This window comes from Trabulsiella odontotermitis, assembly GCF_001297775.1.
GTDB lineage: Bacteria > Pseudomonadota > Gammaproteobacteria > Enterobacterales > Enterobacteriaceae > Trabulsiella > Trabulsiella odontotermitis.
The window spans coordinates 167893-188307 of sequence record NZ_LIFX01000003.1 but is presented as its reverse complement, the minus strand read 5'-3'; the positions used below and the strand labels follow the sequence as shown (position 1 = coordinate 188307).

Genomic DNA, 20415 nt, shown 5'->3' with positions numbered 1-20415 from the left:
ATTTGTCTCATACGAACATATTGACTCTCATTCTCCCATAACGGAACTCCATGACCAACTACAGCCTGCGTGCTCGCATGATGATTCTGATCCTGGCGCCGACCGTACTGATTGGCCTGCTGCTCAGTATTTTCTTTGTCGTCCACCGCTATAACGATCTGCAGCGTCAACTGGAAGACGCCGGAGCCAGTATTATTGAACCGCTCGCGGTCTCCAGCGAATACGGCATGAATCTGCAAAACCGCGAATCCATTGGTCAGCTCATCAGCGTGCTGCATCGCCGCCATTCGGACATTGTCCGCGCCATTTCGGTCTACGATGAACAGAACCGTCTGTTTGTCACCTCAAACTATCAGCTCGATCCTAGCGAACTCAGATTGCCGAAAGGGGCGCCGCTTCCCCGTAGCCTTAGCGTCTCACGACGCGGCGATATCATGATCCTGCGAACACCGATCGTTTCGGAGAGTTATTCGCCGGATGAATCTCCCGGTGCAGAAGCTAAGCCGCCGTTGAATATGCTTGGTTATGTGGCGCTGGAATTGGATCTCAAATCGGTGCGCCTGCAACAGTACAAAGAAATTTTTATCTCCAGTGTGATGATGCTGTTCTGCATCGGCATTGCACTGATCTTCGGCTGGCGGCTGATGCGCGACGTCACCGGCCCTATCCGCAACATGGTAAATACCGTGGATCGCATCCGCCGCGGGCAGCTCGACAGCCGCGTGGAAGGCTTTATGCTCGGTGAGCTGGATATGCTGAAAAACGGCATTAACTCCATGGCGATGTCGCTCGCCGCTTACCATGAAGAGATGCAGCATAACGTCGATCAGGCAACGTCTGATCTGCGCGAAACGCTGGAGCAGATGGAAATCCAGAACGTTGAGCTGGATCTGGCGAAAAAGCGCGCCCAGGAAGCGGCGCGAATTAAATCCGAGTTCCTGGCGAACATGTCGCACGAACTGCGCACGCCACTCAATGGCGTGATCGGCTTCACCCGACTGACGCTGAAAACCGATCTGACCACCACCCAGCGCGATCACCTGAATACCATCGAACGGTCGGCCAATAATCTGCTGGCGATTATTAACGATGTGCTCGACTTCTCGAAGCTGGAAGCCGGAAAACTGCTCCTCGAAAGCATTCCGTTCCCGTTACGCAGCACGCTGGATGAAGTCGTGACGCTGCTGGCGCATTCGGCTCACGACAAAAGTCTTGAACTGACGCTGAATATCAAAAGCGACGTGCCGGATAACGTGATTGGCGATCCGCTGCGTCTGCAACAGGTGATCACCAATCTGGTGGGTAACGCCATCAAGTTTACCGAGAGCGGCAACATCGATGTGCTGGTGGAGAAGCGCGCCATCAGCAATACCAAAGTGCAGATTGAAGTGCAGATCCGCGATACTGGCATCGGCATTCCTGAGCGCGATCAGTCGCGTCTGTTCCAGGCGTTTCGTCAGGCGGATGCCAGTATTTCACGTCGCCACGGCGGCACCGGGCTTGGGCTGGTCATCACGCAAAAGCTGGTGAAAGAGATGGGCGGGGATATCTCCTTCCACAGCCAGCCGAATCGCGGCTCAACCTTCTGGTTCCATATTAATCTCGACCTCAACCCGAATGTGATTTCCGATACCCCGGTGATGGACAGCCTGGCGGGTAAACGTCTTGCCTACGTTGAGGCTAACGCCGCCGCCGCGCAATGTACGCTGGATCTGCTGGCGACCACGCCGCTGGAAGTGGTCTACAGCCCGACCTTCTCCGCCCTGCCGCAGGATCATTACGATATTCTGCTGGTGGCGATCCCGGTGTCGATGCGGGAACTGAACCTGCATCACGACAGGTTTGAACAGGCCTGCGCAATGACCGATTACCTGCTGCTGGCGTTGCCGTGCCATATCCAGGTCAATGCGGAAGCGCTCAAGCGTAACGGTGCGGCAGCCTGTCTGCTTAAACCACTGACCGCAACGCGTCTGCTCCCGGCGCTAACCGAGTACTGCCGTTTGAACCAACCGGCAGTGCCGCACCTGGTCGATGACAGCAAACTGCCGATGACGGTGATGGCGGTTGACGATAACCCGGCTAACCTGAAACTGATCGGCGCGCTGCTGGAAGATCAGGTGCAACAGGTGGAGTTGTGCGAGAACGGGCAACAGGCGATTGATCGCGCCAAACAGCTACAGCTCGATCTCATTCTGATGGACATTCAGATGCCGGAAATGGACGGCATTCGCGCCTGCGAGTTGATCCGCCAGTTGCCGCATCAACAACTGACGCCGGTAATTGCCGTGACGGCACATGCGATGGCCGGGCAAAAAGAGAAACTGCTCAGCGCCGGGATGAACGATTATCTGGCGAAGCCCATCGAAGAGAGCAAGCTGCGGAGTCTGTTGCTGCGCTACAAGCCCGGTCTGGCGGCACCGGTGACCACTGCGCCGCCGGAACTGCCGGAACCACCCGTCAACCTGAACGTCACCCTCGACTGGCAACTGGCGTTGCGTCAGGCGGCGGGCAAAACCGATCTGGCGCGCGAAATGCTGCAGATGCTGATCGCCTTCCTGCCGGAGATCCGCAACAAGGTGGAAGAACAACTGGTGGGTGAAAACCCGGAAGGGCTGGTGGATGCTATCCATAAGCTGCACGGCAGTTGCGGTTACAGCGGCGTGCCACGGCTGAAAAACCTGTGCCATCTGCTTGAAGGCCAGTTGCGTAGCGGCACGTCGGTGGAAGAGCTCGAACCTGAGTTTCTGGAACTGCTTGATGAGATGGATAACGTGACCCGCGAAGCACGGAAAATGATTGGTTAACACGTATCGGCCTGGCGCCCGCCGGGCCGATAATGTTCAGCATTCAGCCACGCTGCGTTGCGCCGATTTTCACCACCGCGGCAATGTTTCGTGCCGCCATGCGCACGTTGTCACCCGCCTGAGCCAGCGCCTCTTCCAGCGTGCAAATGGTATAGATGACGCTGAACACCGCGTCGATCCCGTGCTGATGCACGACGCCAACGTCCGCCGTCAGACTGCCCGCAATCCCTATTACCGGCACATTATGCCGCTTCGCAATTCTGGCGACGCCCACCGGCACTTTACCGTGGATCGTCTGGCTGTCGATGCGCCCTTCGCCGGTGATCACCAGATCCGCGTCGGCGACCTGCTCATCAAGTTTCAGCGCATCCGTGACGATCTCAATCCCCTGGCGTAAGCGCGCACCGCAAAATGCATACAGCGCCGCGCCCATCCCGCCTGCCGCGCCGCCACCTTCCAGATCCAGCACGTCAATGTCCAGATCACGGGCGATGATCCGGGCATAGCGTTCCAGCGCCCGATCCAGCTGAGCAATCATCACCTCCGTCGCCCCTTTTTGCGGGCCGAACACCGCAGTGGCACCTTCCGGGCCAGTGAGGGGATTGGTGACATCGCAGGCGACATCAATCCTGCAGGTCGCCAGACGACGATCAAGATGGCGAATATCAATGCGATCGAGCTTTTCCAGCGCACCGCCGCCGTGAGCAATTTGCTGCCCGTCAACGGTCAGCAACTGTGCGCCCAGCGCCTGCATCATGCCAGCGCCGCCATCGTTAGTCGCGCTGCCGCCAATGCCGATAATGATTTGTTCAACGCCCGCATCCAGCGCATGACCGATTAATTCACCAGTGCCCCACGAGGTGGTTTTTAGCGGATCGCGTCGGGCGACCGGCACCTGTTCGAGACCGCTCGCGGCAGCCATTTCAATAAACGCGCATTTTCCGTCACCGGAAACGCCGTAAAACCCGTGTACCGTGTCGCCAAGCGGGCCTGTCACATCAACGTCTACCCGCCGCCCCTGCGTCGCGGCAATCATCACGTCCACCGTACCTTCCCCGCCATCTGCCATCGGCAATTTGACGTATTCCGCGTCCGGATAAATCTCCCTGAAACCCTGTTCAATCGCGGTAGCGACTGCCAGCGCACTCAGGCTTTCCTTGTATGAATCCGGTGCGATAACTATCTTCATAGGCTGTCCTTACGGGTCTGTACGGCATACTGCCGCCCCGCCCGGGGCGGCTATTACTGATTAACGCACCATGCACGGGCGTTTGTTATCAAACTTCCAGTTCGGGATCAGATACTGCATTCCCATCGCGTCATCGCGCGCGCCGAGGCCGTGTTTTTTATACAACTCGTTGGCCTGCATGACGCGATCCATATCCAGTTCAACGCCAAGCCCTGGCGTCGTCGGCACCTGCACCATGCCGCCTTTGATTTCAAACGGCTGCTTCGTGAGACGCTGGTTGCCTTCCTGCCAGATCCAGTGCGTATCAATGGCGGTGATATGCCCCGGTGCCGCGGCGGCAACATGGGTAAACATCGCCAGCGAGATGTCAAAGTGGTTGTTGGAGTGAGAGCCCCACGTCAGACCAAAATCATGACACATCTGCGCGACGCGAACCGAACCCTGCATGGTCCAGAAATGCGGGTCAGCCAGCGGAATATCAACCGATTGTAATGACAAAGTATGGCCCATCTGACGCCAGTCGGTAGCAATCATGTTGGTGGCCGTCGGCAGTCCCGTCGCGCGACGGAATTCCGCCATCACTTCACGGCCCGAGAAACCCTGTTCGGCACCGCAAGGATCTTCAGCATACGCCAGGACACCTTTAAGCTGTTTACCTATTTTAATGGCTTCATCCAGCAGCCAGGCACCGTTCGGATCAAGCGTTACGCGCGCCTGCGGGAAACGCGTCGCCAGTGCGGTGATGGCCTCGGCTTCTTCTTCACCCGCCAGCACGCCGCCTTTCAGTTTGAAATCGTTAAAGCCATATTTTTCATACGCGGCTTCCGCCAGACGCACTACAGCCTGCGGAGTCATGGCTCCCTCATGACGCAGGCGATACCAGTCGCAGGCGTCGTCAGGCTGACTCTGGTACGCCAGCGGCGTTTGCTTCCGGTTGCCGACAAAGAACAGATAGCCAAGCATTTCCACTTCGCTGCGCTGTTGACCATCGCCGAGCAGCGAGGCGACGTTCACGCCCAGATGCTGGCCGAGCAGATCGAGCAGCGCGGCTTCGATACCGGTCACCACATGGATCGTGGTTCGTAAATCAAAGGTTTGTAGTCCACGCCCACCGGCATCGCGATCAGCGAAAGTATTGCGCACGGTGGTGAGGACGTTTTTGTATTCGCCCAGCGTTTTACCCATCACCAGCGGCGCGGCGTCTTCCAGCGTCTGGCGGATCTTCTCGCCACCCGGAATTTCACCCACGCCGGTATGGCCCGAATTATCTTTAATGATCACGATATTACGCGTGAAAAACGGCGCATGCGCGCCGCTCAGGTTCATCAACATACTGTCGAAACCGGCCACCGGGATCACCTGCATCGAAGTCACAACCGGTGTGGAATGTAGCGTTGTCATGAGTCAGTCCTTTAATTAATTACGGCCAAAAACCGGGCGTTTGCGATCAAACGTCCAGCCGGGGATCAGGTATTGCATCGGGCCTGCGTCATTGCGCGCGCCGCCTGGCAGACGTTTATATGTGTCGTGAGCCTTATGCACCTGATCCCAGTCCAGCTCGATGCCAAGCCCTGGCGCATCGGGAACGGCAATCTTGCCGTCTTTAATTTGCAGCGGATTTTTCGTCAGGCGCGCATCCCCTTCCTGCCAGATCCAGTGCGTATCAATGGCGGTTGGCGTGCCTGGCGCCGCGGCGCCAACGTGGGTAAACATCGCCAGCGAAATATCGAAATGGTTATTGGAGTGACAGCCCCAGGTCAGCCCCCAGTCGTCGCACAACTGCGCGACACGCACCGCGCCGGACAGCGTCCAGAAATGCGGGTCGGCCAGCGGAATATCGACGGCATTGAGCATCACCGCGTGGCCCATTTCCCGCCAGTTGGTGGCAATCATGTTGGTGGCGACCGGCAGCCCTGTCGCGCGGCGGAATTCCGCCATCACCTCACGGCCTGAAAAACCCTGCTCGGCACCACAGGGATCTTCGGCATAGGTCAGCACATCCTGCAGCCCTTTACATAACGCAATGGCTTCATCAAGCAGCCAGGCGCCATTGGGATCAACGGTGATCCGCGCGTTCGGGAAACGCTTTTTCAGCGCCCGCACAGTGTCGATTTCCTGCTCGCCGGACAGCACGCCGCCTTTCAGTTTGAAATCTTTAAAACCATAGCGATCCTGCGCCGCTTCCGCGAGCCGTACCACCGCGTCGCTGTTCATCGCTTCCTGATGGCGCAGGCGATACCAGTCATGCGAACCTGGTGTGGCGTCGAGATACGGCAGATCGGTTTTGGTCCGATCGCCGATGTAAAAGAGATAGCCGAGAACCGTCACCGCATCGCGCTGTTTGCCCGGACCGAGCAATTCGCACACCGGCACATTGAGCGCTTTGCCGAGCAGATCCAGCAGCGCTGCTTCGAGAGCCGCGACGGCGTTGACGCGCAGTTCAAACGTCCACGCGCCTTTGCCGAAGGTATCAAAATCCGCCGCCTGGTTGCCTTTGTGGACGCGCTGCACCACGCGATTCAGGCGCGCCACTTCCTGACCGATGACCATCGGAATGGCATCGACCAGCGTCTGGTAAATCACCTCGCCGCCCGGCGCTTCCCCTATGCCGGTATTCCCGGCATTGTCGCTCAGCACCACGATATTACGCGTAAAGTACGCGTTATGCGCCCCGCCGATATTCAGCAGCATGCTGTCGTGACCGGCGACCGGGATCACTTTCATCTCAGTAATTACGGGGCTGGATTGTGTGCTCATCATTCACGTCCTGTCACAGGTTTCAGTTCAATACGTTTGATATCGCCGACCACCACCAGGTAGCTCAGTACCGCCACCAGCGCGTGGATCCCGACGTAAATCAGCGCGCCGTTAAAGGAGCCGGACACCCCGACAATGTAGCCAATCGCAATCGGCGTCACGATGCCGGAAATGTTGCCGAACATGTTGAACAGCCCGCCGGAGAGACCGCTGATCTCTTTCGGCGCGGTGTCTGCCATTACCGCCCAGCCCAGTGCGCCAATGCCTTTACCGAAGAACGCCATCGCCATGAAACCGATGATCATCCATTCCGTATCGACGTAGTTACAGAACACCATCGTCATGGAAAGCAGCATGCCGAGCACAATGGGTGTTTTACGGGCGACATTGAGCGACCCGGTGCGACGCATCAGCCAGTCTGAAATGATCCCGCCCAGTACACCGCCGACGAATCCACACACCGCCGGAATAGAGGCGACAAACCCGGCTTTCAGAATCGACATGCCGCGCGCCTGCACCAGATAAACCGGGAACCAGGTGATGAAGAAGTAGGTCAGCGCGTTAATGCAGTACTGTCCGATATAAACGCCGATCATCATGCGTGAGCTAATCAGCTGTTTGATTTGCCCCCATTTTTCACTCATCGGCACGTGCGGCTTCGCGTTTTTCTGATCCATGTTGATCAGCGCCCCGCCCTGCGCAATGTACTCCAGCTCTTTTTTGTTCACGCCGGGGTGTTGATTGGGTTCGTGGATCACTTTCAGCCAGATAAAGCTGATGATGATCCCAAGCCCGCCCATAAAGAAGAACACATGCGACCAGCCCACTTCGTGTGTCAGCCAACCCATGATCGGTGCGAAAATGACGGTCGCGAAATACTGCGCCGAGTTAAAAATCGCCACCGCGGTTCCCCTCTCCTGCGCCGGGAACCAGGCCGCGACGATGCGACTGTTGCCGGGGAAAGACGGAGATTCCGCCAGGCCGACGAGGAAACGCAGGGTAAACAGCGCCACAATTATGCCAAAGCCGCTGAACACATCGACGAAGCCCTGCAACAGCGTAAAGAGTGACCAGATAAAGATCGACCAGAAATAGACCCGTTTCGAACCAAAGCGGTCAAGCAGCCAGCCACCGGGGATTTGACCGATGACATAGGCCCATGAAAACGCGGAGAAAACATAACCCATGCCAACCGGATCAAGACCAATTTGTTTGGCCATTTCCGAACCGGCAATCGACAGCGTGGCGCGGTCACCATAGTTGAAGGAGGTGACGATAAACAGCATCACCACTATCCAGTAGCGGGCGTTAGTGCGTTTTTCGACGGCACTCGCCTCGTGACTTAATGAACTCATTGTTGTACTCCTGAATCATAGCTTTGCTTTGAGCTACATCCATTCTGAACAGCACAACCTGTAGGGTAATCAGAATGACGTTTTATGTTTTTTTATTGCAGCGCCGCGCGATGACAGGCTGCTTTATGAACTGGCAGCAAAAAGTATAAAAACAGGTGGTCGGGTGCTCACCGTGCAATAACACAGCATTAACAAGTCTGGTTAAGGAGATTTGTGGCTTATGCCCAACCGCATGGGGGCTGGTTCACGGAAATCAGAGGAAATGTGAGATGTGCCCTTCCGCAGAAGGGCGAATGATCAGTTGAGCAGCGTAGCCCAGTGTTCAACCCACGGGTTGGAGAGGCTTTCAGGTTCGGGATCTTCACTGGCGTCGATCATCAGCATCTCGCCGATGCGCTGCGCGCCCTGTTCCTGCAGGCGCTCATCGAATTTCTTGCCGCCGCCGCAGAAGTTGGCGTAGGTGCTGTCGCCGAGCGCAACAATGCCGTAGCGCATGTGCGGCTGGTACATGTCTTTCATCCCTTCAAACAGCGGGACGATGCTGTCCGGCAGATCGCCCTGTCCGGTAGTCGAAGTGACAACCAGCGCGTATTTTCCGGTATACGCTTCCCAGTCACTGATTTCGGGATCTTCAAAAACGGTGGCTTTATGCCCCAGCCCGGTCAGGATGGTTTCTGCTTCTTCTGCGACCAGCAACGCGTTTCCATACATGGTGCCGACAAAAATACCCACTTCTGCCATGTTTAACTCCCTGATGTTGTATCGATAACGCCATCCTGACCGCTGCCGCCCGCAAACTCAACCCTTTCGTTTATCGGGAGAAGACCGCGCCAGCCGAATTGCGTCAGTGCCTGCATCCAGACCTCGTCAAAGCCCGCATGCAGCGTTAAGGGTTCGCCGGTAAACGGGTGCGTCAGCGATAACGTGCTGGCATGCAGCATCAGCCGGTGGCAGCCAAAATGGTCAGCGGCGCTGCGGTTCTGACGTAAATCGCCATGCTTGCTGTCGCCAATGATCGGATGACGAAGATGTTTAAGATGGCGGCGCAGCTGGTGCTTGCGGCCGGTTTTCGGCTCCAGCTCGACCAGACCGTAGCGCGTGGTCGGGTATCGCCCGGTGGCGACGGGCATTTCCACCGTCGCCAGCCCGCGGTAGTGCGTCACGGCAGGCTGCGGGCCTTTGTCGTCGCGGGCAAATTTATCGGCAATTTTGTCCAGCTCTTCCACCAGCGGGTAATCCAGCAGATCGTCGCCGGTCAGCCAGCCGCGGACAATGGCGTGATAGCGTTTCTGGATCTGATGCTGTTCAAACTGTTGCGCCAGCAGACGACCCGCCTCGCTGGACAGGCCCATCAGCAGTACGCCGGAGGTCGGGCGATCGAGACGATGCGCGGTAAAGACGTGCTGGCCGATTTGATCGCGCACGGTCTGCATCACCACCACTTTTTCATCGCGATCGAGCCAGCTGCGGTGTACCAGCCAGCCGGACGGTTTATTCACCGCCACCAGCCATTCGTCCTGGTAAATGATTTCCAGCATCAGGCGTGGTCGTCCGCAAACAGGGCGTCAAGAGCCAGTAACTCCGGCAGCACACGCTCGCGCAGTGGATGGCTGGCGTCGAGGGCCACTTCATAATAGGGCGCGATGGCAAAATTTTGCGGCAGCGGCTGGCCGTTGTCGAGCAACTGATGCATCCGTGGGATCAATACCCATTGCAGCCATTCCAGCGGCGCCAGGGTGTCCATGCAGAAAGGCTGATCGCTGTTGAACGCGCTGGCGTCGGGTGCGTCGCTCTGCCAGTGCTGATGCAGCCGCATCACGGTTTCAATGGCACGCAGCTGCGCACGTACGTTGTCGTGAAGAGTCATGAGAACCTCGGTGCAAAAAAACGGTGACGCAGGATACCACTGGCGGCGGAAAAACAAAAAAAGGGAGCACTGTCGAAACAGTGCTCCCGGTTCGTTTCGCAGCAATCCGGCTACTCAACGTGCTCCCTGCTCATCCTTGACAACTTTTCCTGGGGTCTCCTGACCCATGTTCATCCGTAAACTTGTGCATCCTGCTCCACACCACCCCGATGTGAATGTACTCATCCTTAAGCATTCCTTGATCTTCCTGATCCACCGAACATCCCGACCGGCTCTCGTTCTCCCTCCTGGAGGTGTCCTTTAACGCGTTCCTGCGCTCTCCTTTTGCTTCATCCTGAAGCCTTTCCCTGCAGCACCGTCCTGGTGTATTCCCTGAAGCGTCATCATCCTGATGTTCGCTTCTTTTGTCTGACTCCCTGTCGACGTACATAGGATCTCTTATTCCGCTTCGTCTTACAACCCCGCCATAAGACAAATCCGTAAGCCTTGTTTCATATGAAAGTACGCAGTGAGGATTATAACGTATTGATATTTATAGAAACGTGTTCTTTTTTTAAGCCAGTCTCTCACCTGTCTCAAGGCGATCTCTCACAGCGCGTGTAAGAGATGTCTCACAAGTCCTGTAGTAGTCTGGATTACAAAAGCGGTTCGAGTTGATTGAGAAAACTCGCAAGAGAGGAAGAAAGTACCGTACGCTGCGGCGTACCGAGGGTTTCTTTAATGACCTCGCCGGTCAGATTACACACCGAAATGACGTCCAGTTCGCTGTCCAGCGTCGCGATAAATAATGTCGGCGACAGCTTCAGACGTTTCTGCGTGACCAGGTGACCAATCAGGTTTTCCTGAACGCGCCGGAAGTCATCCGCGCTCCAGGTTTGTAGCAACAACAGGGGTTCACCCATAAACGTTGCTGACATATCACCGGCATATTGGGTGGTGTAATACGAATGAAGCGGCTGTTGTATCACAATGTCCAGCGCGCGTTCAACCGCGTTTACATTCGGCGTCAGATCAAACGATTGCGGCTGCCAGAAGACCGCCTCATCGGTGGTGGATACCGTGCAGGGAGACGGCACGCCGTAGAGATCCTCGCTGCGGGGCCAGCTGTTATATTCACGCCGCCATGCGTCGCAATACCGTTGGGTAAACGCCTGAAGCGCTTCTGCAGTCTGGTTATCCACCGATTTCTCTCTTTTCATCAGCCGGTATAGAATTGGGCCATAGTGTACCTGCTTTATCACGGTGAAACATGTCTTCTTATGAAAATCATCAGGCGCTGGCTGGCCTGACGCTCGGCAAAACGACCGACTACCGCGACACCTACGACGCCTCGCTGTTGCAGGGTGTTCCACGCAGTCTGAATCGCGATCCTCTCGGCCTGCATGCCGACAGCCTGCCCTTCCACGGCGCGGACATCTGGACGCTGTACGAACTGTCATGGCTCAATGCGAAAGGGCTGCCCCAGGTGGCGGTAGGCCATGTCGAACTCGACGATACAACGGTCAATCTGGTGGAGTCGAAAAGCTTTAAGCTCTATCTCAACAGCTTTAACCAGACGCGTTTTGCCGACCGGGACGCGGTACGTGCGACGCTGGAGCGCGACCTCAGCGCCTGCGCGCAGGGCAAGGTTTCCGTGGCGTTGTACCGTCTGGATGAAATCGAAGGGCAGCCTGTCGCCCACTTTAACGGCACCTGCATTGACGATCAGGATATCGACATCGACAACTACCAGTTCAGTGCCGACTATCTGCAGGATGCCGCCAGCGGCAAGCGCGTGGAGGAGACACTGGTCAGCCATCTGCTGAAATCCAACTGCCTCATCACTCATCAGCCGGACTGGGGTTCGGTGCAAATCCAGTATCGCGGCGCGAAAATCGACCGGGAAAAGCTGCTGCGTTATCTGGTTTCCTTCCGCCATCACAACGAATTTCATGAACAGTGCGTGGAGCGTATCTTTAACGACATCATGCGCTTCTGCCAGCCTGAAACGCTGAGCGTCTATGCCCGCTACACCCGCCGCGGTGGTCTGGATATCAACCCCTGGCGTTCGAATACCGACTTTGCCCCCGCCACCGGACGACTGGCTCGTCAATAAGAAATATTTACGTAAAATGCGCGGACATTTCCGCGCATTACCTTGTGAAAACAGAACCGACGAGGCTATTGTAATTCATAGGGAAAACTTATTATGGTCCCGTAAGGAGTTCACTTGATTACACACATTAGCCCATTGGGCTCTATGGACATGTTGTCGCAGCTGGAAGTCGACATGCTGAAACGCACGGCCAGCAGCGACCTGTATCAACTGTTTCGTAACTGTTCCCTGGCTGTACTTAACTCCGGCAGTCTGACCGACAGCAGCCAGGAGCTGCTTTCTCGCTTCGAGAGCTTTGACATCAACGTGCTGCGCCGCGAGCGTGGCGTTAAGCTTGAACTGATTAACCCACCGGAAGAGGCTTTCGTCGACGGGCGTATCATCCGCGCGTTACAGGCCAACCTGTTTGCCGTTCTGCGCGACATCCTGTTCGTCTACGGGCAAATCCACAACACCGTGCGTTTTCCGAATCTGGATCTGGCCAGCTCGACCCACATCACCAACCTGGTGTTTTCGATCCTGCGTAACGCCCGCGCGCTTCATGTTGGCGAAGCGCCAGGCATGGTGGTGTGCTGGGGCGGTCACTCGATCAACGAAACCGAATACCTGTACGCCCGTCGCGTCGGTACCCAGCTTGGTCTGCGCGAACTGAACATTTGTACCGGCTGCGGCCCTGGCGCGATGGAAGCGCCGATGAAAGGCGCGGCGGTCGGTCACGCACAACAGCGCTACAAAGAAGGACGTTTTATCGGCATGACCGAGCCGTCAATCATCGCTGCTGAGCCACCAAACCCGCTGGTGAACGAACTGATCATCATGCCGGACATCGAAAAACGTCTGGAAGCGTTTGTGCGCCTCGCACACGGCATCATCATCTTCCCGGGCGGCGTGGGTACGGCGGAAGAGTTGCTCTACCTGCTCGGCATCCTGATGAATCCGGCCAACAAAAATCAGGTGCTGCCGTTGATCCTGACCGGGCCGAAAGAGAGCGCCGATTACTTCCGCGTGCTGGATGAGTTTATCGTTCATACGCTGGGTGAAAACGCGCGCCGCCATTATCGCATCATCATTGACGATGCCGCCGAAGTGGCCCGTCAGATGAAAAAGGCCATGCCGCTGGTGAAAGAAAACCGCCGCGACACGGGGGATGCCTACAGCTTCAACTGGTCGATTCGTATTGCACCGGATCTGCAAGTCCCGTTTGAGCCGACCCACGAGAACATGGCAAACCTGAAACTCTATCCGGATCAACCCGTCGAAGTGCTGGCGGCAGACCTGCGCCGCGCCTTCTCCGGTATCGTCGCGGGTAACGTGAAGGAAGTAGGCATTCGCGCCATCGAACAATATGGCCCGTACAAGATCCACGGTGACAGCGACATGATGCGCCGGATGGACGATCTGCTGCAGGGTTTTGTGGCCCAGCACCGCATGAAACTTCCGGGTTCCGCCTACATTCCCTGCTACGAAATTTGCGCATAATCTCCCGGGCGGTGTCAGCGCCGCCCATTTCTTTTTCTTACCTAAACTTTCCAGAATCCGCTTTTCCGCCACAGGTTAAGCTACGTTAATCGCTTAAAATTTTGATAAGTCATCAGAAACCGCTATTTCTGCAATTTTTTGCAGATGAAAACGCGGTATTACGCCTGCGTGCTTTTCCTGTATATCCTGCCGGTGCTAGCCTTTGCGCCAATAAAATTCTGGCATGACAAAAAAGACAGAGCGATGGTCTGAGAACTGTCATTTCTGAAGCTGATTATTGCAATTGGGATCGGGATCACTGATACATCGATAACTTAAATGTATCGTTCCGGCCCCATAAGATTGACGATAAAAAATCATTCAAAAACCGTCATTGAACGAATTTCGAACCAGTTATTTTTGTTTTTTTATTATATTTTATTGATTCTTCCAGGAGATACAGATGGAAAGCACTCAAACCAGCACTATTGCTTCGATTGAAAAAAGAAGCACATGGCGTAAAACGGACACCATGTGGATGCTGGGTCTTTACGGCACGGCTATCGGCGCAGGCGTTTTATTCCTGCCGATCAACGCCGGCGTTGGCGGGATGATCCCGCTGATTATCATGGCAATCCTCGCCTTCCCAATGACGTTCTTTGCTCACCGCGGGATGACCCGCTTCGTACTGTCCGGTAAAAATCCTGGCGAAGACATCACCGAAGTGGTTGAAGAACACTTTGGTATCGGCGCAGGTAAGATCATTACCCTGCTCTACTTTTTCGCTATCTACCCGATTCTGCTGGTGTATAGCGTGGCGATCACCAACACCGTCGACAGCTTCATTACTCACCAGTTGGGTATGACCGCGCCACCGCGTGCGATTCTGTCGCTGATCCTGATCATCGGTATGATGACCATCGTTCGCTTTGGTGAGCAGATGATTGTTAAAGCGATGAGCATCCTGGTATTCCCGTTCGTGGCCGCGCTGATGCTGCTGGCTCTGTACCTGATCCCGCAATGGAGCGGTGCGGCGCTGGAAACCCTGTCGCTGAGCAGCGCCACGTCTACCGGTAACGGCCTGTGGATGACCCTGTGGCTGGCTATTCCGGTCATGGTTTTCTCCTTCAACCACTCACCGATCATCTCCTCTTTCGCTGTGGCGAAACGTGAAGAATACGGTGATGGCGCAGAGAAAAAATGCTCCAGCATCCTGGCGCGTGCGCACATCATGATGGTGATTACCGTGATGTTCTTCGTTTTCAGCTGTGTACTGAGCCTGTCTCCGGCAGACCTGGCCGCGGCGAAAGAGCAGAACATTTCTATCCTGTCTTACCTGGCGAACCACTTTAACGCACCGCTGATTGCCTGGATGGCGCCGATCATCGCGATGATCGCCATCACCAAATCCTTCCTCGGCCACTATCTGGGTGCGCGTGAAGGCTTCAACGGGATGGTGATCAAGTCTCTGCGCAGCAAAGGCAAAACTATTGAACTCAGCCGTCTGAACAAAATCACTGCACTGTTCATGCTGTTGACCACCTGGGCGGTGGCAACGCTGAACCCGAGCATTCTGGGGATGATTGAAACCCTGGGCGGCCCGGTTATCGCGATGATTCTGTTCCTGATGCCGATGTACGCGATTCAGAAAGTCCCGGCAATGCGCAAATACAGCGGCCACATCAGCAACGTCTTCGTTGTCATCATGGGCCTTATCGCCATCTCCGCGATTTTCTTCTCCCTGTTCAGTTAATCCCCCGCGCCACCTCCGGGTGGCGCACTTCCTTTCAGCCATGGATGCATCATGATCAGCGTTTTCGATATTTTCAAAATCGGCATTGGTCCTTCCAGTTCACATACTGTCGGGCCAATGAAAGCGGGCAAACAATTCACGGACGACCTGATTGCACGCGGGATCCTCAATGATATTACCCGCGTGGTCGTCGATGTGTACGGCTCGCTCTCCCTGACCGGTAAAGGTCACCACACTGATATCGCCATTATTATGGGACTGGCGGGAAATCTGCCGGATACCATCGATATCGATTCTATTCCTGGTTTTATTCAGGATGTGAATACCCACGGCCGTCTGCTGCTGGCAAACGGTGAGCACGAAGTCGAATTTCCTGTCGATCAGTGCATGAATTTCCATACCGATAATCTCTCTCTGCACGAGAACGGTATGCGCATCACCGCCCTGAGCGGCAGCACCGTGATGCACAGCAACACGTATTACTCTATCGGCGGCGGGTTTATCGTTGACGAAGAACATTTCGGCCAGACCAACAGCGCGCCGGTACAGGTGCCTTACCCGTACAAATCCGCGGCAGATCTTCAGCGTCACTGCCAGGAATCCGGGCTGTCGCTCTCCGGTCTGATGATGAAAAACGAACTGGCGCTGCACAGCAAAGAGGCGCTTGAGCAGCACTTCGCTAACGTCTGGGAGGTCATGCGCAGCGGCATTGAGCGCGGCATCACCACCGAAGGCGTTCTGCCGGGCAAACTGCGGGTTCCGCGTCGTGCGGCGGCACTACGCCGTATGCTGGTAAGCCAGGATAAAACCACCAGCGATCCGATGGCGGTGGTTGACTGGATCAACATGTTCGCGCTGGCGGTAAATGAAGAAAATGCGGCCGGTGGCCGCGTGGTCACCGCACCAACCAACGGCGCCTGCGGGATTGTCCCGGCGGTGCTGGCCTACTACGACAAGTTCATCCGTGAAGTGAATGCGAACTCGCTGGCGCGATATATGCTGGTCGCCAGCGCCATTGGCTCGCTCTACAAGATGAACGCGTCTATTTCTGGCGCCGAAGTGGGCTGTCAGGGTGAGGTCGGCGTGGCCTGCTCCATGGCGGCGGCAGGGCTGGCGGAACTGCTGGGCGGTAGCCCGACGCAAGTGTGTATCGCCGCGGAAATCGGCATGGAACACAACCTCGGACTGACCTGCGATCCGGTCGCCGGACAGGTTCAGGTGCCGTGCATCGAGCGTAACGCGATTGCCGCAGTGAAAGCGGTCAACGCGGCACGAATGGCGCTGCGTCGCACCAGCGAACCACGCGTCTGTCTCGACAAGGTTATCGAAACCATGTACGAAACCGGCAAAGACATGAACGCCAAATACCGCGAAACCTCACGCGGCGGTCTGGCGATGAAAATTGTCACCTGCGATTGATCGTCCCTCAGATGCCTCGTTTTGCGAGGCATCTTCCTGAATTATTCTTCGTAAATAGCCTCACAGACATCACGATGTTACCCTTAGCGCTCTTGCTCAAGGAGGATTTCCGTGGCTGTTCATCTGCTGATCGTTGACGCGCTTAACCTGATTCGTCGCATTCATGCCGTACAGGGGTCGCCCTGCGCGGAAACCTGCCTGCACGCGCTGGAACAGCTGCTGGTTCACAGCCAGCCGACGCACGCGGTGGCCGTGTTCGATGATGAAGCCCGCAACCAGGGCTGGCGGCATCAGCTGTTGCCGGATTACAAAGCCGGACGCCCGCCAATGCCGGACGATCTGCATGCTGAAATGCCCGCACTGCGGGCTGCGTTTGAAGGCCGTGGCGTACGTTGCTGGGAGTCAGCCGGGAACGAGGCCGATGATCTGGCGGCCACGCTGGCGGTAAAAGTGGCGCAGGTCGGGCATCAGGCCACAATTGTCTCGACCGATAAAGGCTATTGTCAGTTGCTGTCCCCCACCATTCATATCCGCGATTATTTTCAGAAACGCTGGCTCGACGCGCCGTTTATCGCCAGTGAATTTGGCGTCACGCCGCAGCAGTTGCCGGATTACTGGGGGCTGGCGGGCATCAGCAGCTCGAAAGTGCCGGGCGTGGCGGGGATTGGCCCGAAGAGCGCCACGCAGCTGTTAACGGAGTTTGAAAATCTGGATGGGATTTACGCCCGCCTGAATGAAGTGCCGGAGAAATGGCGCAAAAAACTGGAAGCACATAAAGAAATGGCGTTTATTTGCCGGGATGTGGCGCGGTTACAGACGGATTTACAGTTAGACGGGAATTTGCAGCAGTTGCGTGTAGGCCCGGTAAGCGTAGCGCCACCGGGCAATCATACAGACTAGCGTTCGTCGCGACGACCACCGACGGCGGCCCAGATACGACGGATATGCACGGTCACCTCTTCGCGATCGTGATACAGCTGCCGCGCCTGAATCTGCGCATTAATGCCATGCTCGCTCAGTTGCTCCTGAATGTACGCCAGATTCTGCGACACCTCTTCGTAGCGCTTTTTCATCGGCAACTTGAGGTTGAAAATGGTTTCGCGACACCAGCCGTTCACCAGCCACTGCGCCATCAGCGCCGCCACTTTCGCCGGTTTCTCCACCATATCGCAGACCATCCACGAAATGTTGTTGCGGTTGGGGCGATAGCGGAAACCATCTTCACGCAGCCAGGTGACCTGCCCGGTATCCATCAGGCTTTGCGCCATCGGGCCGTTATCCACCGAGTAAACCCACATGTTGCGTTTCACCAGCTGATACGTCCAGCCGCCAGGGCACGCGCCAAGATCGACCGCGTACATGCCGTTAGCCAGACGCTCATCCCATTCATCGGCGGGAATAAACACGTGCAGCGCTTCTTCCAGTTTCAGCGTGGAGCGGCTCGGCGCATCGGCAGGGAATTTCAGGCGCGGAATGCCCATATAGAACGGGGAATTGTTGTTCGGGTACGAATACCCGACGTAACAGCAGCCCGGCGCAATGAAAAAGACATGCACCACCGGGCGCTTCGGCGTTTCATAGTTAGTGAGAATTTTTGCGTCGCGCAATGCCGCGCGCAACGGCACGGTAAATTTGCGGCAAAACTTCATCAGCTCTTTGCTTTCGTTGGTATCAGCCACTTCGACGCGCAGGTCGCCGCCTTTTTCCACCACACCCTGCAACATGCCGACGATCGGCGTGATGCGATCTTCCGGGGGAAGATTCTGCAACAGCTCGCCTGCCACCAACATCTGGCGGGCAAAGATCAACGAGCTGTAAGGCAGCTCGCGGGCCAGCTTGTCCGCCTCTTCCTGCTGATAACATTCAAAAATGACATAACCCGCGTTCTCTTTCACGCGGGCAAACCCGTACACCTCAAGGCGCGCGGCCTTGTCGGTAATTTCTGCAGCACACTCTTTCTCAAAGCCCGGGCGGCAATAGAGAACAACCTTATTCATGAACGACGCCCTTACGCTTCAGACGAATTGCACCAATTAACATTAATACCCACCCTGCGAGGAAGCTGACGCCTCCCACTGGCGTGACGAACGCCCACAGACGAAGGTGAGAGAGGGCGAGGCAGTACAAGCTGCCACTGAACAGCACGGTTCCCAGCGCCAGAAACACGCTGCTCCAGTAAAACCAGATGCTGATGCGGCGCTGCATCGCGACCGCGAGCCCAAAAATCGCCAGCGTGTGGAATGCCTGATACTCAAGGCCGGTCTGGATCCACCCCATTTCCACTACACCCAAAGATTTACTTAAAACGTGCGCGCCAAACGCACCTAACGCCACAAAAATAAAACCGCTAATGGCGGCAAAAATCAGCATAAAACGACTAGTCATGTTCTTACCCTAAACTGATTTACACGTCGTCGTTCAGGCCGCCCCCCATTGCCGCCTGCACGATCGCGTGTTTATTGTTCATAACGAAAGCGGAATTTCTCTTGTTCACTTGCAGCTTTCGCCAGGATCCATTGCCGGAAGGCGGCTATTTTACCCAGTTCCGCCTGACTGTCATGGCAAACCAGATAAAAAGCGTTTTTACTGACCAGTACATCATTAAAAGGGCAGACCAGACGGCCTGCTTCGATTTCAGACTGCGCCATCACATTGTTGGCGAGTGCGATGCCCTGTCCATGGATTGCCGCCTGCAGCACCATCGCGCTGTGGCTGAATATCGGTCCCTGTTGAACGTTAAGATTGAGGCCCAGCTGACGCGTGTACGTCTGCCAGTCACGGCGCGAGGCGTCGTGCAATAGCGTATGTTGCGCCAGATCGGCAGGGGTTTTCAATGGCTTCTCGCCAGTGAGCAACAGCGGCGAGCAGACCGGAATCAGATATTCCGCATACAGTTTTTCCACACGCAGCCCTGGCCAGTTGCCGCGCCCGTAGAAAATCGCCACGTCGACATCGTCCGCCAGCTTATCTTCCTGACGGTCCACCGCCTGGATCCTGACGTCGATTCCCGGATAAGCTGAGTTAAAGCTGGAGAGTCTCGGCACCATCCACTGAATGGCAAAACTGGGCAGTAAACTGACCGTCAGCGCCCCTTTCGCACTGCGCGCCTGCAGTTTACGCGTCGCTTCGGTTAATTGCGAAAAGATCTCTTTGATGTCCTGGAAATAGCTCTGGCCTTCTTCGGTCAGGAGAAGAGAACGATTGCGTCGGCGGAATAGCTTCAGCCCCAGAAAATCCTCCAGGGACTTGATTTGATGGCTTACTGCGGCCTGCGTCACAAAAAGCTCATCGGCAGCGCGAGTGAAGCTTAAATGCCGTGCTGCTGCGTCAAAAACACGTAATGCATTCAGAGGTGGTAATCGCTTTGACATGGTTCTCTGGCTTAGATGTTAACTCGATTTAACAAACAGGAAACAACGTTTAACCTATTAGTTTTTTTTATCTGAGCCATTATAATTTGTCCGTTGAGGAACTACCAGCAAATACCTATAGTGGCGGCACTTCCTGAGCCGGAACGAAGAGCTTTTTTCGGAATGCGTGTTCTGATGGGCTTTTGGCTTACGGTTGTGATGTTGTGTTGTTGTGTTTGCAATTGGTCTGCGATTCAGACCACGGTAGGAAAGCTACCCTTTTCACTTCCTGTACATTTACCCTGTCTGTCCATAGTGATTAATGTAGCACCGCAAGCTGCGGTGCTTTTTTTTCGCGACATCAACCG

The 20415-nt window shown here is 55.8% G+C and carries 17 protein-coding genes; 6 read left to right on the top strand and 11 right to left on the bottom strand.

The genetic code is table 11. The annotated features are described in order from the left end of the window. Positions 1-50: 50 nt before the first annotated feature. Positions 51-2804: a two-component sensor histidine kinase BarA gene (barA, locus tag AOY23_RS04390; protein ID WP_054177614.1), complete on the top strand. Its 2754-nt coding sequence runs from the start codon at positions 51-53 to the stop codon at positions 2802-2804. Between the two features lie 43 nt (positions 2805-2847). Here barA and AOY23_RS04385 read toward each other — a convergent pair whose 3' ends face one another. From AOY23_RS04385 to syd, 8 genes are all read right to left on the bottom strand, one after another. Beyond that, entirely contained in the window at positions 2848-3993 is a 1146-nt protein-coding gene (locus AOY23_RS04385) for a glycerate kinase (protein ID WP_054177613.1), read from the bottom strand. A gap of 60 nt (positions 3994-4053) precedes the next feature. After that, positions 4054-5394 (bottom strand): glucarate dehydratase, encoded by a 1341-nt coding sequence (gudD, locus tag AOY23_RS04380; RefSeq protein ID WP_054177612.1) that lies wholly within the window; start codon positions 5392-5394, stop codon positions 4054-4056. Between the two features lie 15 nt (positions 5395-5409). After that, positions 5410-6750 (bottom strand): enolase C-terminal domain-like protein, encoded by a 1341-nt coding sequence (locus AOY23_RS04375; RefSeq protein ID WP_054177611.1) that lies wholly within the window; start codon positions 6748-6750, stop codon positions 5410-5412. Beyond that, entirely contained in the window at positions 6750-8105 is a 1356-nt protein-coding gene (locus AOY23_RS04370) for an MFS transporter (RefSeq protein WP_054177610.1), read from the bottom strand. The genes AOY23_RS04375 and AOY23_RS04370 overlap by 1 nt, the downstream gene beginning before the upstream one ends. A gap of 297 nt (positions 8106-8402) precedes the next feature. After that, the gene (locus AOY23_RS04365; protein ID WP_054177609.1) at positions 8403-8846 is read right to left on the bottom strand and encodes a flavodoxin; all 444 of its coding nucleotides are present in this window, start codon (positions 8844-8846) and stop codon (positions 8403-8405) included. 2 nt (positions 8847-8848) lie between these two features. Further along, positions 8849-9643, bottom strand: coding sequence for a tRNA pseudouridine(65) synthase TruC (gene truC / locus AOY23_RS04360; protein WP_054177608.1), 795 nt, complete (start codon positions 9641-9643; stop codon positions 8849-8851). Further along, positions 9643-9972: a YqcC family protein gene (locus tag AOY23_RS04355; protein WP_054177607.1), complete on the bottom strand. Its 330-nt coding sequence runs from the start codon at positions 9970-9972 to the stop codon at positions 9643-9645. Before AOY23_RS04355 ends, truC begins: the two co-directional genes overlap by 1 nt. A gap of 635 nt (positions 9973-10607) precedes the next feature. After that, entirely contained in the window at positions 10608-11153 is a 546-nt protein-coding gene (gene syd, locus AOY23_RS04345) for a SecY-interacting protein (RefSeq protein ID WP_054177812.1), read from the bottom strand. 68 nt (positions 11154-11221) lie between these two features. Here syd and queF point away from each other — a divergent pair, with 68 nt between their 5' ends. From queF to xni, 5 genes are all read left to right on the top strand, one after another. After that, complete coding sequence (gene queF / locus AOY23_RS04340) at positions 11222-12067, top strand: NADPH-dependent 7-cyano-7-deazaguanine reductase QueF (RefSeq protein WP_054177606.1); 846 nt, start codon at positions 11222-11224, stop codon at positions 12065-12067. 114 nt (positions 12068-12181) lie between these two features. After that, entirely contained in the window at positions 12182-13546 is a 1365-nt protein-coding gene (gene ppnN, locus AOY23_RS04335; RefSeq protein ID WP_054177605.1) for a nucleotide 5'-monophosphate nucleosidase PpnN, read from the top strand. A gap of 442 nt (positions 13547-13988) precedes the next feature. After that, positions 13989-15278 carry an HAAAP family serine/threonine permease gene (locus AOY23_RS04330; protein WP_054177604.1) on the top strand — a complete coding sequence of 430 codons (1290 nt, stop codon included), beginning with the start codon at positions 13989-13991 and terminating at the stop codon, positions 15276-15278. A 51-nt stretch (positions 15279-15329) separates the two neighbouring features. Continuing rightward, complete coding sequence (locus AOY23_RS04325) at positions 15330-16697, top strand: L-serine ammonia-lyase (RefSeq protein WP_054177603.1); 1368 nt, start codon at positions 15330-15332, stop codon at positions 16695-16697. Between the two features lie 111 nt (positions 16698-16808). After that, complete coding sequence (gene xni, locus AOY23_RS04320) at positions 16809-17597, top strand: flap endonuclease Xni (RefSeq protein WP_054177602.1); 789 nt, start codon at positions 16809-16811, stop codon at positions 17595-17597. On the opposite strand, the gene rlmM is transcribed toward xni, so the two are convergent. The 3 genes from rlmM to gcvA form a co-directional block, all read right to left on the bottom strand. Next, entirely contained in the window at positions 17594-18694 is a 1101-nt protein-coding gene (rlmM, locus tag AOY23_RS04315; RefSeq protein WP_054177601.1) for a 23S rRNA (cytidine(2498)-2'-O)-methyltransferase RlmM, read from the bottom strand. The genes xni and rlmM overlap by 4 nt on opposite strands. Beyond that, a complete protein-coding gene (locus tag AOY23_RS04310; protein WP_049850475.1) occupies positions 18687-19082 on the bottom strand; it encodes a DUF423 domain-containing protein in 396 nt (131 codons plus the stop codon). The genes rlmM and AOY23_RS04310 overlap by 8 nt, the downstream gene beginning before the upstream one ends. Positions 19083-19153: 71 nt before the next feature. Then, a complete protein-coding gene (gene gcvA, locus AOY23_RS04305) occupies positions 19154-20068 on the bottom strand; it encodes a glycine cleavage system transcriptional regulator GcvA (RefSeq protein WP_038157671.1) in 915 nt (304 codons plus the stop codon). Between the last annotated feature and the right edge of the window lie 347 nt (positions 20069-20415).